This window comes from Prosthecobacter sp. (genome assembly GCF_014879935.1).
Lineage (GTDB): Bacteria > Verrucomicrobiota > Verrucomicrobiia > Verrucomicrobiales > Verrucomicrobiaceae > Prosthecobacter.
On sequence record NZ_JACSRD010000146.1, the window covers coordinates 153,613 to 170,485 of the forward strand.

General features: G+C 59.8%; 17 protein-coding genes. 9 read left to right on the forward strand and 8 right to left on the reverse strand.

The genetic code is table 11. The features are described 5' to 3' along the window. Positions 1 to 170: 170 nt before the first annotated feature. Entirely contained in the window at positions 171 to 800 is a 630-nt protein-coding gene (locus IAE77_RS13895; protein WP_294227493.1) for a matrixin family metalloprotease, read from the forward strand. Here the strand turns inward: IAE77_RS13895 and IAE77_RS13900 are convergent. After that, positions 763 to 1,932, reverse strand: coding sequence for an 8-amino-7-oxononanoate synthase (locus tag IAE77_RS13900; RefSeq protein ID WP_294227495.1), 1,170 nt, complete (start codon positions 1,930 to 1,932; stop codon positions 763 to 765). The two genes, IAE77_RS13895 and IAE77_RS13900, sit on opposite strands and share 38 nt — an antisense overlap. Before the next feature lie 7 nt (positions 1,933 to 1,939). Next, positions 1,940 to 2,611, reverse strand: coding sequence for a tetratricopeptide repeat protein (locus IAE77_RS13905; protein WP_294227497.1), 672 nt, complete (start codon positions 2,609 to 2,611; stop codon positions 1,940 to 1,942). A 90-nt stretch (positions 2,612 to 2,701) separates the two neighbouring features. On the opposite strand from IAE77_RS13905, the gene lexA reads away from it, so the two are divergent. Both lexA and IAE77_RS13915 read left to right on the forward strand, forming a co-directional pair. Then, positions 2,702 to 3,331 (forward strand): transcriptional repressor LexA, encoded by a 630-nt coding sequence (lexA, locus tag IAE77_RS13910; protein WP_294227499.1) that lies wholly within the window; start codon positions 2,702 to 2,704, stop codon positions 3,329 to 3,331. Positions 3,332 to 3,348: 17 nt separating this feature from the next. Further along, a complete protein-coding gene (locus IAE77_RS13915) occupies positions 3,349 to 3,675 on the forward strand; it encodes a hypothetical protein (RefSeq protein ID WP_294227501.1) in 327 nt (108 codons plus the stop codon). A 4-nt stretch (positions 3,676 to 3,679) separates the two neighbouring features. Here the strand turns inward: IAE77_RS13915 and IAE77_RS13920 are convergent, their stop codons facing one another. Genes IAE77_RS13920 through IAE77_RS13935 form a run of 4 tightly spaced genes read right to left on the reverse strand, consistent with a single transcriptional unit; the run spans position 3,680 to position 6,711 of the window. Then, entirely contained in the window at positions 3,680 to 5,194 is a 1,515-nt protein-coding gene (locus IAE77_RS13920; protein WP_294227503.1) for a carboxypeptidase M32, read from the reverse strand. Between the two features lie 8 nt (positions 5,195 to 5,202). Further along, positions 5,203 to 5,640 carry a PIN domain-containing protein gene (locus IAE77_RS13925; protein WP_294227505.1) on the reverse strand — a complete coding sequence of 146 codons (438 nt, stop codon included), beginning with the start codon at positions 5,638 to 5,640 and terminating at the stop codon, positions 5,203 to 5,205. Then, positions 5,637 to 5,810 (reverse strand): hypothetical protein, encoded by a 174-nt coding sequence (locus IAE77_RS13930; protein WP_294227507.1) that lies wholly within the window; start codon positions 5,808 to 5,810, stop codon positions 5,637 to 5,639. The genes IAE77_RS13925 and IAE77_RS13930 overlap by 4 nt, the downstream gene beginning before the upstream one ends. Positions 5,811 to 5,841: 31 nt before the next feature. Next, positions 5,842 to 6,711 (reverse strand): aldehyde dehydrogenase family protein, encoded by an 870-nt coding sequence (locus IAE77_RS13935; RefSeq protein WP_294227508.1) that lies wholly within the window; start codon positions 6,709 to 6,711, stop codon positions 5,842 to 5,844. A 144-nt stretch (positions 6,712 to 6,855) separates the two neighbouring features. Between IAE77_RS13935 and IAE77_RS13940 the strand changes: the two genes are divergently transcribed. The 4 genes from IAE77_RS13940 to IAE77_RS13955 are packed head-to-tail and all read left to right on the forward strand — an operon-like array spanning position 6,856 to position 8,981. Beyond that, positions 6,856 to 7,140, forward strand: a complete 285-nt coding sequence (locus IAE77_RS13940; RefSeq protein WP_294227510.1) for an addiction module protein — start codon at positions 6,856 to 6,858, stop codon at positions 7,138 to 7,140. A gap of 18 nt (positions 7,141 to 7,158) precedes the next feature. Next, entirely contained in the window at positions 7,159 to 8,049 is an 891-nt protein-coding gene (locus IAE77_RS13945; RefSeq protein ID WP_294227513.1) for an AAA family ATPase, read from the forward strand. Then, positions 8,021 to 8,431 carry a hypothetical protein gene (locus tag IAE77_RS13950; protein WP_294227515.1) on the forward strand — a complete coding sequence of 137 codons (411 nt, stop codon included), beginning with the start codon at positions 8,021 to 8,023 and terminating at the stop codon, positions 8,429 to 8,431. Before IAE77_RS13945 ends, IAE77_RS13950 begins: the two co-directional genes overlap by 29 nt. 10 nt (positions 8,432 to 8,441) lie before the next feature. Then, positions 8,442 to 8,981 (forward strand): hypothetical protein, encoded by a 540-nt coding sequence (locus tag IAE77_RS13955; RefSeq protein WP_294227517.1) that lies wholly within the window; start codon positions 8,442 to 8,444, stop codon positions 8,979 to 8,981. Between the two features lie 1,009 nt (positions 8,982 to 9,990). On the opposite strand, the gene IAE77_RS13960 is transcribed toward IAE77_RS13955, so the two are convergent. Next, on the reverse strand, positions 9,991 to 11,418 hold the full coding sequence (locus tag IAE77_RS13960) for an aldehyde dehydrogenase family protein (RefSeq protein ID WP_345780983.1): 1,428 nt from the start codon (positions 11,416 to 11,418) through the stop codon (positions 9,991 to 9,993). Between the two features lie 132 nt (positions 11,419 to 11,550). Next, positions 11,551 to 13,350: a YHYH protein gene (locus IAE77_RS13965; protein WP_294227521.1), complete on the reverse strand. Its 1,800-nt coding sequence runs from the start codon at positions 13,348 to 13,350 to the stop codon at positions 11,551 to 11,553. Between the two features lie 211 nt (positions 13,351 to 13,561). Here IAE77_RS13965 and IAE77_RS13970 point away from each other — a divergent pair, with 211 nt between their 5' ends. Next, complete coding sequence (locus IAE77_RS13970; RefSeq protein WP_294227523.1) at positions 13,562 to 14,320, forward strand: hypothetical protein; 759 nt, start codon at positions 13,562 to 13,564, stop codon at positions 14,318 to 14,320. Continuing rightward, positions 14,317 to 16,824 carry a serine/threonine-protein kinase gene (locus tag IAE77_RS13975; RefSeq protein ID WP_294227524.1) on the forward strand — a complete coding sequence of 836 codons (2,508 nt, stop codon included), beginning with the start codon at positions 14,317 to 14,319 and terminating at the stop codon, positions 16,822 to 16,824. Before IAE77_RS13970 ends, IAE77_RS13975 begins: the two co-directional genes overlap by 4 nt. The last annotated feature ends 49 nt before the right edge of the window (positions 16,825 to 16,873 follow it).

Here is a 16,873-nt window from a genome sequence, read left to right on the forward strand (position 1 = left end):
GCAGGGGCTGTAATCACTGGAAAGAACTTTTTTCCGCGTCTCGGCATTTTTTTAGCTCTACATTGGCCTTTGGGTCTGTGCTCTGGAGTTCACGTGCTTCCTAAGTCACCTTGGCAGGCGGTCGTCCTGCTTGTGTGACAAATTGATCCCAATCGATCCCTTCGTCCGTCATGAGGATTCTCGTCGTCACCTCCATCATCCTGTGGTCCTGCCTCCGCCCGATCGCCGCGCAAGATCAACCTGCAACGCTGCTGACACTGCCGGTGCGCGTGCACCTGATGCGATCACAAATGCATGATCGGTTGCGAACGACTCTGAATGACGAGGCTGTGCGGAAAGTGTTTGAGGAGGTGAATGCGATCTGGGCGCAGGCAGGCATTCGTTTTGAACTGGAAGCCATCGCACCTCTTCAAGCTTTGGATCTGCCTGCCAAACGATGGTTCGTGAGGGATCGCGAATGGGTCAAGGCCACCATCCCCCCGTCTAGTTTCAGGCCGGACGCCATTGATGTCTGTTTCGTGAAGGACATGGGGCCGAATGGCTTTTTCTACGGCGAACCGGTCGTGGTCTGCGAGAATCCCGATTACACCAAAGTCAAAAATGGGGCCAAGAACCCTGTGGCCCGTGTGGCCGCGCATGAATTCGGCCATGTGCTAGGCCTGCAGCATCGACAGGATCACACCAACCTGATGGCATCGGCGCGGAACGGCTTCTCACTGAACAACCAGGAGATCAAAGACGCCCGCAAGCGTGCGATGGAGATCATCGCGGGCTGGACGTCGCAGCGGTCGCTTCCTTGATTTTGTTCATGGCCTCGGCGAGGGCGGCGACTTGGCCTGCTGAGTGGCTGGCGCTCAGGGTGATCCGCAGTCTGGCGCTGCCTCGGCCGACAGTGGGATAGCGTATGCAGGGGACGAAAAAGCCTTCGTGTTGCAGTTGCTGGCTTGCTTGAAAAGCAGCGTCCTCCTGGCCGAGGATCACAGGCAGAATGGCAGCGGGCGCGTCAGGTTTCGCCAGCAGCGACGTCAGGTGCCTGACATTGTCGCGCAATCGACGTCGCAGACTGTCACCACGACTTCCCCCCAGCCACCCCAGCGCCCGCAAGCCCGCGTAAGCCAGGGCAGGGGGGGGGGCGGTCGTGTAGATGAAGCTGCGCGCTCGATTGATCAGAAGGTCAATCACCGGGCGGGACGCTGCCACGTATCCTCCACTGAGCCCGAATGCCTTGCTCAAAGTGCCCATCTGGAGCTCAATTTGCGCTTCAACCCCAAGCTCGGCCGCCAGTCCTCTTCCGTGCGGCCCGATGACTCCCACGGCGTGGGCTTCGTCCACCATCAGCCACGCGCCATGCTTGGTTTTCAGTTCCACGATCTCCCGCAATAGAGATGCATCCCCGTCCATGCTGAAAATCGACTCGGTCACCACCAGCACGCGGCCTTCGGCGGTGCCCAGCAATCGTTCCAGCTTTTCGAGGTGGTTGTGCGGAAACACACGCACCGTGGCTCCACTCAATCTCGCGCCGTCCACGAGGCTGGCATGGCAGAGCTTGTCGAGAATGAGGGTGTCTCCCGGTCCCACCAGTGCCGGGATCGTTCCAAGGGAGACCGCAAAGCCGCTGCTGAAGCACAAGGCCGCCTCCGTGCCTTTGAAATCCGCCAGCGCCTCCTCCAATGCGCTGTGCGCCTTGTGCGTCCCGCATACCAGCCGTGAGGCGCCGGACCCGGCACCATGCTTTGCCACACCATCTTCCAGCGCGGAGCGGAGGTCTGCAGAGCCAGCCAGGCCCAGGTAGTCATTGGAGGAAAAATTCATCCATTCCCGGCCCTCGGACCGGACCATCATTCCGTCCACCTCGTCGAGCGGGCGCAAATCACGCCACAAGCCCTGTCCGCGTAGTTCTTCGAGCTGTGAGGTAATGTTCCAGCTGTTCATGTGCGGTTCACTCCTTCAGCCGTCGCTCCACCACCTCGTCCCTGGCCACACCGAGGCTCAGGGCCTTCTCATAATGCCTGCGGGCGAGTTCCGTCGCTGGCGGACGACGTTCCAGGAGCATCAGCGCCATGTTGAAATGGGAGATGCCGTAGTCCGGTTGCAAATCGATCGCCTTTTGCAGTTCTGCCTCCGCGGCGTCAGTCCAGCCCAGTCCTTTGACGGTGATGGCGAGGTAATTGTGTGCGCGGGCATCTTCGGGCTCTTCGTGAATCGCCCGCGTGAAGCAGGAAATGGCCCGGTAGGCGTCTCCCTGGCGTTGAACGAGCAAGCCGAGAGCCGTCCACGAGGCGGCGAGTTTCGGATTGAACTGCACTGAATTCTCAAAGCACTCGATCGCTCGTTTCACATCACCGGCCTGCTGCTCCACCGCTCCCAGATTCGCCCAGATCAGCGCATTCCCATCATCCAGTTCCAGCATCTCCAGGTATGCCTTCCGTGCACCGGCCCAGTCCTTCTTCGCAAAGGCTGCCACCGCACGTTCTCCCAGGACTTTCGTGTGTGGCGGCAGCATGCCGGTCTTGTTCATGTCCGCAGGGTTGAGGGGCGCGGACTCCTGCGCCTGGCACAGCATGACCAGCAGCCCGAAGGCAATGAACTTCAGCAGTTTCGATGACATCATTCGCTACATCATGCCCAGAAAGCCGCCGTGGAAAACTCCTTGCGCATGGCCGATGACCGGGAATGTTCGCGCGAACAGCCTCACAAGCCCATGCTCGCCGACACCGACACCCGCCTCACTGCGCGTCAGCAGGAACTGCTCAATTTCCTCCGCAGCTACCAGCGTAGTGAAGGCGTCATGCCCTCCACGCGGGACATCCAGCGCCATTTCGGCTTCTCCAGCCAGACGGCCGCCATGAGCCATCTCCGGGCGCTGGAAAAGAAGGGCGTCATCCAACGCCATCCGCACAAAGCGCGTGCGGTCGTTTTCCCTGAGGACCTCGATCGTGCGGAAATCGTGGACATCCCCGTTTTCGGCCAGATTCCCGCCGGAATGGCTGCCGCCGACATGGTCCAGCACGCGGAGAAGTGCATCTCCGTCGATGTCGAGACCCTCGGCATCCCCCGCACCGCGAAAAGCTTCGCGCTCAAAGTGCGTGGCGAATCCATGATCGGTGCCCTCATTGGCGACGGCGACATCGTCATCCTCGAAATCCGCGAACCGCGCCCCCGTGACATTGTCGCTGCGCTCATCGACGGTGAAACGACGCTCAAGCGCTACCTGGTTCAGGACGCCCAGCCCTACCTCAAGGCCGAGAACCCCGAGTTTCCCGACCTTCTGCCCGCCCGTGAGCTGATGATCCAAGGCGTGATGATCGGACTGATCCGTCACGTGCGTTAGAACTGAATGGCGATGTCATGAACTCCCGCCAACGCATCAACCGGCGACGCGGTTTTATCGCGCTAGGAACCTTGCTTCTTGTGTTGTGCTTGGGAAGCCTGTTGTGCTGGGTGATAGCCACGGAGATGCAGGGAGCCATGCCGCTGCTGATCATAGCGATTGTTTCTCTTGGTGTTTTGCAACGCTTCGATGTGTGTCCGTGCTGTGGCAAGAACATCAGCTTGCTCCCAAATGGCGGATTCCTTTCATGGCCGCATTTATCTCTGGACGTGAAATGCTGCCCTTTCTGCGGAGACGATTATTCAACAGGCGTTGCGCAGAACGATGAGGGGACGCCATCTTGATGCATCACCCCACATACCTATCCCGCAGGTGCGCAATGTGCCACTTCGCATCCGTCGGCTTGCCAGTCGCATGCTGCATGATCTCCGTCGGCGTCAGCGCCGCGCCGTGCGCGTGCACGTTGTCACGGAGCCACTTCAGCAGCAGTGCGTAGTCGCACTTTTCCAGCGCGTTGGCGATTTTCTTCTGCTTGTTCGCCGTGGCGAACAATTGAGCCGCATTGAGGTTCCCCAGCGTGTAGGTCGCGAAATAGCCCAGTCCGCCCATGCTCCAGTGAATGTCCTGCAGGCAGCCGCGGCGGTCATCCGGCGGCGTGAGGCCGAAAAGCTCGCGATACTCGTCATTCCACACCTTCGGCACGTCTTTGACGGCCAGTTCGCCCTTCACGAGACGACGCTCGATGCCAAAGCGCAGCAGGATGTGCAGATCATACGTCGCCTCGTCCGCCTCGACGCGGATGAAGCTGAATTCCGAGCGCAACATCTCCTTCATGAAGGCATCCAGCTTCACCTTCTTCAGATGCGGGAACAGCTCCTTCGCGCGCGGCAGCCACTTCGCCCAGAACGTGCGGCTGCGGCCCACGTGATTCTCCCACAGGCGGCTTTGCGATTCGTGGATGCCCAGCGAGGCCGCACTGCCGCTCGGCAGGCCGTAATCGAGTCCCGGCAGGCCCTGCTCATACAGTCCGTGGCCCGCCTCGTGCATCACGCCGAAGAGCGACGACAGAAAATCCGTCTCATCATATCGCGTCGTCAGCCGCACATCGCCGGGGCCGAGCGTCGTGCAAAACGGGTGCGCCGTCGTGTCGATGCGGCCCGCTTCGAAATCAAAGCCCAGGCTCTCCGCGATCTCGCGGTTCAAAATCTGCTGCTTCTCGATCGGATAGCACCCCTTGAGCACGCCCGGCTTCACCTTTGCCGACTTCGCCACCGCTGCGCGGGCGATCTCGGCCAGTTGCGGCCGCAGTTTGGCAAACAGCGCCGCCACCTCGCGCGTCTTCGCGCCGCGCTCATACAGATCGAGCAGCGCGTCATACGGCTCGTCCTCATAGCCATACAAATCCGCCTTCTTCCGCGCGATGCCGAGGATCTTCTCCAGATGGGGCGCAAACAGCGCGAATTCCGACTTCGACCGCGCCTCCACCCACGCCGCCTTCGCGATCGCGCACACCTCGCTCTCCTCCTGGACCAGTTTCGAAGGCAACTTCGTCGCCTTGTCGATGTCGCGGCGCAATCCGCGCACGTTCGCCGCCTGCGTCGGATTCGACGGCATCTCCGTCTCCGCGCGCTCCAGCAACTTCAGCGTCTTCTTCGAGGTCAGCAAGCCATGCGCCTTGCCCGTCAGATACGACAACTGCCGCGCCCGATGCTCCAGCGCCTTCTCCGGCATGTAAGTCTCCTGATCCCAGCCCAAAACGGACTCCGTGGAGGTGATGAGGGCGATTTCAGAAACAACTTCGCAAAGGGATTGGTAGGCGGACATGCGTGAAGCCGTGGCGAGTCCGCGCCAGCGTGCAAGCATGATTCACCTCATGGTGCCACTTCCAGCCCCTCGGCCTTCGCCAGTTCGCGCTGGTGCTTGTCGAATGTCAGCATTCCCTTCGCCTTCAAGATCACCGCAGCCGCCACATGCAGCACATCAAGCGCACGGCAAACACAGCCGGTTGTCGCATGCATGCTGATGCGATGCGCTTGGGGAAACCATTGATGCGGAGACAGCTCCTTCTTTTCCAGAATGCCCTCGATGAGCCCTTGGCGAAGTCGCTGCTGTGCCAGCATCATCTTCTCGAATGTGATCAGGCCGCCTTGGACTGCCGCACGCAAGGCCGTTTCGTTCTCGAGAACAGACAGGCGACTGACGTAGATCGGAAATTCGCGGTTCTTCCGCATCCAGGATGAAGCCCTGGGTGTGTTCACGTCATCGCCAAACGACGAAGTAATGAAACTCGAATCTGAATACCAGATCATAACCGGCCTTCACGCATGAGAAGCACCGGATTCTCCGGCAACTGGTCCAGCGGGGGCAGTTCACGATCCACCAGCCAGGAGATGTCCCACTTTTTTGTCTTTTTTACCCGTGCTGGCGCAGGCGCGCGTTTCACGGCTCTTCGAGTCTTGGAAACTGTCTTGGTCTTCATGACTTGAGGGTACGATATGTCGTCTGGATTATCAAGCCCCCACCGGATGCCACGTCGTCTTGAACTCGACCAGCGCCCGAATCTCCTCCGCGCCCTGCGTCTTGTCCGAGAACCAGTCGATGGGCTCCTCGGCCTTGCGCAGGTGGACGCGCTTCACGCTTTCGGCCGCGCCGAGGCGCAGCGCCTTGCGCTCGTCCTCGTTCGCCACGCCGCTGATCGCGCGCAGATGCTCGTGCGTGGCAAATGTCGGGATCAGCTCGCTGCGCACGCCCGTGAGCAGGTTCACCACGCCGCCGGGCAGGTCGCTCGTGGCGAGCATTTCGCCCAAAAGAATGCTCGGATACGGCTGCGTGGTGCTGGCGAGCGCCACGACGCTGTTTCCGCTCGTGATCGCAGGCAAAATCAGCGACAACAGGCCCAAAACGGGCGCGTCATCCGGCGCGAGGATGCCGACGATGCCCATCGGCTCGGTGACGGTGAAATTGAAGTGTGCCGAGGCCACCGGATTCACGCTGCCGAGCACCTGCTCGTATTTGTCCGTCCAGCCCGCGTAATGCACCACGCGCTCGATCGCCGCCGCGACCTCGCGTGAGGCCTCCGCCTTCGAAGCACCGCTCAAAGTGATGCTGTCCGCCAATTCGACGCCCCGCGCCTCCATCATCTCCGCCAGCCGATACAAGATCTGCCCGCGATTGAACGCCGACCTCTTCGCCCACCCCGGCCCCGCCTTCGCCGCCGCCTCGACGGCATTGCGCAGGTCCTTCCGCGTGCATTGCGGAACATTCGCAAAAAACGCCCCCGTGGCATCCAGCAACTCGGCGACGCGTCCGCTCTCACTGCGAATGAAAGCGCCGCCGACGTAGCATTTGGGGGTCTTTGTAATGTGAAGGCGGCTAGACATGGGAGGGAGGGGTGAATGACGAATTCAGAATGACGAAGGACGAAGGACGAAGCAAGCCATGTCTTCGCCTCTCGGCACGGATTCCACCCCCAAACGCCGAAACTAGCGATAGCGCCGCGAGAGCGAGTGATGTACTCTCCTGCCATGACAGCATTAGAAATTTCTCATTTTAGCCTGCGCGAAAAGCTCCAGATCATGCAGGCGATCTGGGAAGATCTACGCGGACACGTGGATCGCATGGATGTTCCAGAGTCTCACAGGGTGATTCTCGATTCCCGCCGGAAGCGCGTTGAGAATGGAACCTCAGCTCTTTTGGACTGGAATCAGGTGAAGCACTCCATCGGAAAGCGACAATGGACATTCGCATCTCGGCAAAAGATGCCACGGCATCTGTCTTCCCGCTCGCCGTCACCTGATCCGAAGCGTTAGCCCATACAACCAAGCCTCATGCCAAAAATCATTAGCGTAATCAATCTCAAGGGAGGTGTCGCAAAAACGACCACTACAATCCAGCTCGCGGAGTGCTTGGCTTCAGCGTTCAGTAAGCGCGTTCTGGTCATTGACCTTGATCCGCAGACGAACGCAACAATTTCTCTTATTCCAGAAGTGCGTTGGGAGGAACTCGACTCGAAAGGGCAAACCCTTTACCACCTATTCAATGACAAATTGGAGAGGACCAAAGTATTTGATTTAGCTTTGGCGCGACAGAGGAAGGTTTCCAATCTTAAACTTCGCAATCTCGATCTACTCGCCTCCAGCATCCGATTCATTGACATTCAAGATCGGATTTCGGAGATACCATCAATGACAGGGTTCGCCCTGAATCCAATGGAGATACTTAAGTCCGTGGTGCATCCCATACTAAGCGAATACGATTTTGTGTTGATCGACTGTCCACCAAATCTCGGTTTCATCACACGGAATGGCATTGAGATCAGTGACCATTATCTCATCCCATCAATACCAGACACTCTCTCTACCTACGGCATACCACAGATTGTCCGCAAGATACATCAGTTCACCCAAGAACGGCCTCTCAAAATATCCTGTTTGGGTTTAGTAGTCACAAAGTATGATTCGCGTTCTGATTCACACTCTCGCGGCAAGCGCACACTTCCTGCCCGTTTCTCAAAGATCTTCGATGACTTAGGCCTGCCTCAGGCTCCCATCTTTGATACCGTGATGCCCCAAGCGAATGCTACTGCGGAAGCGATGGAGTTCACGAATACGCCTGTTTCTTTCAAACAGAAATACGGCAGATCAAAATCAGGGGACCGCTACCTTTATGAATACGTTGAAGATTTGACCCGTGAACTCATTGCTCATGCCAACAAATAGCCAAAAGGACGCCGTTTATACAAGGTTGCGTGCGCTTTGTGATGCTGTCTATGATGAGGCATTACGCAGCCCTGAGTTTTTCGCTCGCATTGAGGAAGTTTTACTTTCACCAGATGCGAAGGTGTCCATTCAGCAGAAGTCTTCCACGCCTCAAAAGCCTTCATTGAATACAGTCGAGATATTACACCGAGATGGCGAAAGCGGTCTTCTGGCTGCGCTAGAGCAACTTACCAATGATGATTTGATTCGACTTTGCACGGCTGATGGTATCAAGAAGTCCAAGGACGCTAAAGCCCTCGACAGGCAGCAGCTTATCGACCTTCTCACGAGCACAGCTTCTAGCAGGCTCAATCAAGGCGAATCGTTCACCAAGAAGAGCTAACAATTGCGCTATGAGAACAGGCATCCTTTTCCTCACGCTCTTTTTCGCTGCCGCATGTGCAAGCGCAGCCGAACTCAAGCGAGTTTCGTTTTATCAGGACACCGTCTCCGAACTCAACGGCAAGGTTCTCACTTTTCTTGGAGGCTCCACATGGATTCTGGAACGAGAGATTGTTGCATTGCCGCTCGGCGTCGGCGTCATCATCTGCGACGGCCCGGCTCCGCAATTCAACAAAGACCGGATGACCGATTACATTAAAGCCCTCCCGAAGTCCGGTGTCTTGGTTTACAACGATAACACAGTCATCGTTACACGCGTCGATGGTGCGTTCACACTACAGAACGGTTTTCTCACCAAGGTCGTGGAGTCGCTTGGAGACGGTGCCATCCTCAAGACAGACGATGAGAGCCTTTGGTCTATCCCGAGCTATGACCGCTACGATACCGGCTTTTGGCTTCCGCCGTATCCTGTCCTAATATTCGCTAACGAGCTTCACATGATTAACCTCAAGAAGGGAAAGAAAATATGGATCGAAAGACGAATAAAATAGCGCATCCCGTGAACGAAGCCAATGAAGAAGCACCAACCGGAATACAGACTCGAGCCTGAACAACATGTCAGAATAGCTGTAGAGAGGCGCTTCGGGTGCTCGGCTACGCTCGAGACAGCGCTAACGGCTCCTGAAACACGCGGTCACACGGTCATGTTGTTTCAACTCGCTAACCCTGATCGAGCAAAGGTGTATGCTTGGGTTCAGTCGAGAGAGGACAATCCTTTGATTCCCACGGTCGTTATCGTTCCCGCAAGCGCTGAAGTGTCTTCCGAGAATGCTGCCGTCGAATCGCAAACAAAGACTTCAAATGAGGACAACCAAATAGCCTAACCATGCGCGGGGCTGTGAAGAACTCATTCGGTTGGCGATTTTTGGGTCTCGCGTCCGCATCTGGACTTGGAAACGCAGGCTGGAGACAGACTGCAACTGCTTGGCTGATTTGCCACAGATTCAGGAAAGCGACCGATTGGATGCATCTGCGGCTCTCCTGAACCTGCGACATTCCCTTTTCACATCAGGTGACGACGCGCTCACACCTGCTATCGGCTTCGTGTCATCTGTTTCAACGACGGATCGGTTTGGAAACCAGCCGACAGCGTACCAATATGAAATAGCGCAACAAAACCCCGCATGAAACCGTTCAAGCTGAAATTGTTAGCAGAAAACTCAAATAAATACCCACAATGTCGAGCACTTCCCATTTCCAACTTCATCAGATCAACACGGCCCCAGAATCCTCCGGTCTCAAGTCTTGGGAAGTCTCAATCTGTCTTGGTTTTCATTCCAAAGACAAAGATGGCAACTTACAGCTCGGTGCAGAGTGCCGTTCTCAGGCCGATCTGGATGAACAGGTCACTTTTCTCATCCGAGAGCTGGAATCTCTTCGTTTCCCTACTTCGTGACGGCTTGTTGATAAGTATTTTAAAATGCGGACTACCGACGAGCCGGTCGCTTGGGAATTGATTCGTCATTCCTCATTCTGGTTTCGTCATTCCGCGCAGCGGCCTCAAGCCACCTTGAGATAATCCAGCAGTCCCTGCTTCCCGCCTTCTCTTCCAAACCCGCTCTCCTTGAATCCCCCAAACGGGCTCGTGGGATCAAATTTGTTGTAGGTGTTCGCCCAGACGACGCCGGCCTTCAGCAGCGTGCTCATTTTGAGGATGCGGCTGCCTTTGTCGGTCCAGACGCCGGCGCTGAGGCCGTAGGCGGTGTTGTTGGCTTTTTCGACGGCTTCTTCGAGCGTGCGGAAGGTGAGGATGCTCAGAACGGGGCCGAAAATCTCCTCGCGGGCGATGCGGTGGCTCATGCTGACGTTCGCGAAGATCGTGGGACGGAAGAAGAAACCTTTCGCGGGCAGCTTGCAGCCGTTGTCGTGCTTCTCCGCGCCTTCCTCGACGCCGCTTTTGACGAGGTCGGTGATCTTGGCGAGCTGCTCGGCGCTGTTGATGGCTCCGAGGTCGGTGTTTTTGTCGAGCGGATCGCCGACACGCAGCGTGGCGATGCGGCGCTTCAGCTTGGCGAGCACTTCATCGGCGATGCTTTCCTGCACGAGCAGTCGCGAGCCCGCGCAGCAGACGTGGCCTTGATTGAAGAAGATGCCGTTCACGATGCCCTCGACAGCCTGATCGAGCGGCGCGTCGTCAAAGACGATGTTCGCGGCCTTGCCACCGAGTTCGAGCGTGAGCTTCTTGTCCGTGCCGGCAAGGCTGCGCATGAGGATCTTCCCGACCTCCGTGCTGCCGGTGAAGGCCACTTTCGAGGTGAGCGGATGATTGATCACCGCCGCGCCGGTCTCGCCCGCGCCGCTGACGATGTTCACGACACCATTCGGCAGTCCGGCTTCCTGACAAATCTCGCCAAACTTCAGCGCGGTGATGCTGGTAGTCTCCGCGGGCTTCAACACGACGCAATTCCCCGCCGCGAGCGCCGGAGCAATTTTCCACGCGAGCATGAGCAGCGGAAAATTCCACGGAATGACCTGCCCCACCACGCCGTGAGGGGCGAGTTGCCGACCGGGCGCGAGAAACTCCAGTTTGTCCGCCCAACCCGCGTGATAAAAGAAATGCGCCGCAGCCATCGGCACATCGAAATCACGCGATTCCTTGATCGGCTTGCCACCATCCATCGTCTCCGCCACCGCGAACTCCCGCGCATGATCCTGCAGCAGCCGTGCGATGCGGTAGAGATACTTCCCTCGCTCTTTACCGGGCAAACGCCCCCACGTGATGAACGCCCGCTGCGCCGCCGAGCAGGCCGCATCGACATCCGAAGCATCCGCGAGTGCGATGTCGGCGATTTTGGCCTCCGTGGCCGGATTGATCGTCGCGAAGTATTTGCCGGAGCGCGACGGGACGAAGCGGCCATTGATGAAGAGGTCGTATTTCTTCTTCAGCTTCGGATCGGCCGTCTCCGGTGCCGGATCAAACTCCCACAGATCGCCAAACACGAGTTCGCGGGCGGGATTCGGGCGTGAAGGAGTTTTTTTGGCAGCAGCGGGCATGACGGGCGGAGTGTGGGAGAAAGCCCGCGTGTTGCCAAGAAGGGAGTTTGGCCCTTGGCACCCGCCTTACTGGATCGTCAGGCCGCCGGTGAGCGTGTAGCTGATGGTCGCCCCTTGGGGATTGAGGAAGCTGACGACGACATTCGCGGCACCTGGCGTGGCACCCGCTGGAACGGCGTAGGTGCAGGTGACGACATACTGCGAGGTGTGGACGATGCTGCTGATGCCCGTGGTGACGCCGCCGATGGTGAGATTGCTCACGGCGACATTGGCAGGCGGCACGGGCGGCGTGGAGGTCGTGGGGATGTTGATGGTCAGCGTGTAGCTGCTGCCCCGTGTGACCGTGCCTCCAGGAGCCGTGGCCGTGCCGCCGCCGCCTCCTCCGCCACCGGACGGCGTGTAGTTGAAGCCGGTGCTGTCAAAGGTGGCAAGCGCCGTGCGGGTGACGCGGTAGAAGCGGCGGCCGCTGGCGGTGCCGTTGGTCTCGGTATAGCTGCCGGTGTCATCGCCCGTCACCGTGGCGGTGGTGCTCAGATTGCTCCAGGCGGCGAGATCCGAGGTGCCTTCTACTTTGTAGGTGCCGCCTTCGATGCCGCTCCAGGTGAGTGTGACGTTCGCGCCGCTCAAAGCGGGAGCGGTCGCCGTCTCGGTCTTGTTCGGACCGCCGCTCCAGTGCGTCGTCACCGTCTCCGTGATGCTGCCCACCGATCCGCCGGTAGGGCTGCCGTAGTATTGACGGCCGGTGGTGTAAGGGTACGCGGGCGTGCCATCCGCATTGATCGGCGTGAAGTAAGCCCAGGTGCCGGAGGGATGCTCGGGTGTGACGCACCAGCGCACATTCTGCTCGTTCAGATCAAAGTGCGTGCCAAGAGTGAAACCGAGGTCGCCGAGGTAATCAAAGTCCTCGATGTAATGGCCGAGGAGGTAGTTCGTGCCGACAGCGGGGCCGTATTGATTCGCAGCCAGCGTGGCACTGCGGTTCTGCACGCGTGCCGCCCAGGCCGGAAGCGTGGCGCGGCCGGTGGAGCCGAGGTTGGTGGTGCCGTAGCTGCCATCGCGCAGCACGAAGCCGCTCACCATGCGCCGCACGCCGCTGTTCGGATCGAGCGGGGACGAGTAGCCGTAGGGGCCGTAAACGGGAATGCCATCCGCCGCCCAGCCGAGGATGGGCGAGTGCTTCGTCACCGCAGCGGCGCTCTCGGTGTAGCGATTGGTCGTGGCATTGTAATCGACATGATCACCGAGTTGGAAACGCAGGCCGATCGGATGCGCATGATAGTGGTAGTTGTTGCCCGCCTGATGAGCGAGAGCCGGGTCGAAGGTCACACCTTCGTTGTGATAGCCGTCACGGTTCCAGATGCCGTCACCGGTGAGCCCGTTGACCGGCGTGGCGTCAGTAGCGCTCGCATTGACGTAGGAAAAAGCATCGCGGCTGTCGAAGATGGACACGCCATTGACCATGCGCCCGGTGGCGCCGAGGCCCGTGCTGGTCTTCGTGCCAGGGATCACCGGCGTGCGCGGGATGCGATAGAGCACTGCGGTGTTCGAGGGGAAGTTGGGGAAGTTCTGTGTCTTCGCAGCGTCGAGATACCACGGGCCCATGATGTGGCTGGCGAGGCCGGTGGAGCGGATGTACACCCAGTTCGTCGAATACAGCACCTCGCTCACGCCAGCATAAGTCGGGTTGCTTTGCACACCTGTGCCGCGGCTCCAGGTGGTGGAGCTCGTCCCGGCGGTTTCTGCGGCCGTCGTCTGGTAGATGCGGGCATACTGGCCGGAATCGGCGGTGAACCACGAGCTGAGCTGAGGATCGGCGTGCAGCAGGCTTGCTGAGGCGAGAAAAGTGAGGATGGGGCGCGTCTTCATGGTCAGGGAGGAGGACGCTGGACAGAAACCGCTGAAGATGAACTGCGCTTCGGGTCGAAGATGAATTCGCGTTTATGTTCGTGTTTCCGCACTCGGAGGACCGGAGACCATTTTCGGATTGGAGCCAGCCTCAGATTCGGGGTGGCACCTAACACACAGGACACTTGCCAATCATCAATTGCCCTCTCCTTTTCCCGGCATTCCGCCATGCATGAGTGATGCCTCAGTTCCATCGGCCTCCCAAGGCAGCAAGCTGTCCGCGAGCGGCTTGTTTCCAGCCACGATGTGGTCGGCCATCCAGGCGGCCAGCACCGAGACGGAGGCCCTCCACGGTTTGGAGCGGCTGGCGCAGGCCTACTGGGAGCCGCTGCATGTGTATGCCAGGCAGCGTGGTGCCACACGGGAGGCGGCCGCAGACCAGGTCCAGGGCTTCTTTGAGCATCTGATCTCACGGGAGACGCTGGCAAAGGTCCGGCGTGGCGAGGTCCGCTTCCGCACCTTTTTGCTGCGTTGTTTTGCCAACTGGCTGTCCAACCAGCATCGCGATGAAACCCGCCAGAAGCGCGGAGGTGGTGTCCCTTTGGTGCCCATAAGCGAGATGGAGGTGGAGGATGACTCGCCTGCCATGCAGGACCGCCGTTCTCCGGACACTGCCTATGACCGGAGTTGGGCGCGCGCCTTGGTGGACCGGGTGATGCGGCGACTGGACACCGAAATCGAAGACCGTGAACGCAGCGTGTTCCTGGGGGAGGTGCGGCAGCGAGTCTTCAGCCCGGATGCGGGCCCCCCGCAGTGGGACAGCCTCGCAGACCGCCATGGCCTTTCTCACGGCGCCGTGCGAAAAGCGGCCACCGACATGCCGCGGCGTTTTGGCATGCTGCTGCGGGAGGAGGTGCGGGAGGTCGTTTCGAGCGAGGGCGAGATCGATGAGGAGCTGCGCTACCTCGTGAGCCTCATCACGACGGCATGAAAGCGGCTTCCTCATCCTCATGTCCGGTATGCGGCACCCGGCTCGAACGGGATGGCATCTGCCTGGCATGTCTGCTCAACGAAGGCATCGACGCGGCCGGTGAGCCGCCTAAAGGACCGCGCAGCATGCTCGGCGTGCTGCCGTGTGAGTTTGCAGGCCATCGTCTGGAGCGCGAGATTGCCGACGGTGGCATGGGCGTGGTGTTTGAGGCGGTGGACCTGCGGCTGAAGCGCCGCGTGGCGATGAAAGTCATCCGCAATGCGCAGTTCGCGCGGCGTGAAGAAGCCGCGAGATTTCGCGCGGAGATGAAGGCCATCGCGCGACTGCTGCATCCTCATATCATTGCGGTGTATGAAAGCGGTGAGGTCGATGGCACACCGTATTTCACGATGCGGCTGGCGGAGGGCGGCTCGCTGGCGGAAAGGCTGCAATCACAGGGTGCCATGCCACCGCGTGTGGCCGCCGCGATGATGATGCTCATCGCCCGTGCGGTGCAGCATGCGCACGACCGCGGCGTGCTGCATCGGGACCTGAAACCGGCGAACATCCTGCTCGATGCGGAGGGCGGGCCGCTGCTGGCAGACTTTGGTCTCGCAAAGCAGCTCGATGGCGAGTCCCAGCTCACCAATAGCGGCTCCCAACTCGGAACCCTGCACTACATGAGCCCGGAGCAGGCCTCCGGCGGCAAGCAGGAGACGACCACGGCGAGTGATGTATGGGCGCTCGGCGTGCTGCTGTGCCAGATGCTGACAAACAAGCTGCCCTTTCCCGGCGGCAACGCGGCGGAGGTGATCCGCAGCATCACACAGGCGGAGCCGGCCCTGGGATCAGCGGCCAGATCATCGCCACAGGCCAGTGTGGGACAGGCGGATGTGTCAAAGCTGCCGCCTGACCTCTCGACCCTGATCCGCAGCTGTTTGGAAAAGCACCCGGAGAAGCGCCTGCGCAGCGCAGGCTTCCTCGCGGAGGAATTGGAACGCTTTCTGGCCGGTGACGAGATCGAATCGCGGCCCGTCACGGGCATTGATTTGCTGTGGCGGCGTGCGGCGCGGCACAAAGCGGCCGTCGCGGCCATCCTGGTGGCTTTTCTCTCGCTCATCACGGGCACGGTCGTGTCTGTTTGGCAGGCGGTGAAGGCCCGCGCGGCGGAAAATGGTGCGCTGCGGCAAAAAGCGGAGTCGGATGAGATCGCGGACATCGTGCTCGATACCGTTCACGGCATGGATGAGCATGTCACCGGCCATGCGGTGGACCCGGACAAGTGGCGTGAGGAGCTGCTGCGCCGCCTGGCAGCCTTTCACGGTGATTCACGGCGGAAGGCCTCCATGCTCGCGGAAGTGGCCTCGATGATGAACAAGCCTGCGGACGTGCAGCTCTTCCGCGTGGTGCTGGCACAAGCGGAGCCGCTGCTCGACGCGGATGACCAGCTGCTCTGGAGCCTGCGCTACCGGCTTGCGCTGAAGACCATGCAGTCTGCCGTGGCGACGAGCGCGGAGGCCGTCGCCGCACGCGAGGAGCTGCGCCGCATCATCGCATGGCAGGAAGGTCATTTGCCTGCCGATGACGAACAGGCCTGCCACACCCGCTACGCACTGGCGGAGGAGTTGATCGACGAAGTAGCCACAAAGGAGGCCTTTGAAGAAGCAGAGACACTGCTGCGCACCTGCGTCGTGCATTATCACAGCAGGAAGGACTTCTTTGATGAAATCACCGCAAAGACGGAGCTGATGACGGTGCTGTTTGAGCTGGGAAGACGGGAGGAGGCGCTGAAGCTCGGGCGCGAGACGGTCACCCTCTCGCTGAAGGAGAAGGGGGAGCAGCATTCGCTCACCGGACGCGTTTTGGGTCGTCTGGCGAAGCATTGCCGCGAAGCCGGACTCATTGATGAATCCATCCGCCACGCACGCCGAGCACTCGACATCTACTGGCAGACCGTGGGGCCGGATTATGTCAAAGCGAACGCCACGCTCGATGCGTTGGCGGACACGTTGGAAGACCACTCCGGCCATGCGGCCGTGCTGGAGCTGCGCCGCTCGGCTTTGAAGGCCTGCGATCAGGATCTCGGCCCGTTGCATCCCACCACCCTGCGCCAGGCGGCGAAGGTCATCGAAACTCTGCGAGACCTGAAACGGCCCGAAGAGGCTCACGCGACAGCACGGCTCTGGATGGACCGGGTAAGTTCGCAGGGCCGCCTGCCGCCCGCTGCGGCCGCCATCGTGGTTTTTGACTTTCTTGCCCTTCAAGAGCTAAACGAGCCTGCAGAGGCGGAGAAGCTGCTCTCCCAGCTCCCCGGCATGCTGCAGGCGCAAAAGTGGGATGAATCGACTTACTTCACTCGATGGGAGGCCCTGGCCAACCGCCTGCGCAAAGCGGGCAAGCGCGATGAGGCCGTCCACATCCTCCAAAAGCTCCTCGAAGCCCTGCCCACGGCCCCGATCAGCGCCCGCAAAGCCGCCGAAATCCAGCCCAGGCTCGCGGAGAGCCTCCGCGAGGCCGGCGGCTGAATTTTTCTTCAGCCTGGAGGTAACATGACGGGGAAAACGGTGTGGATGG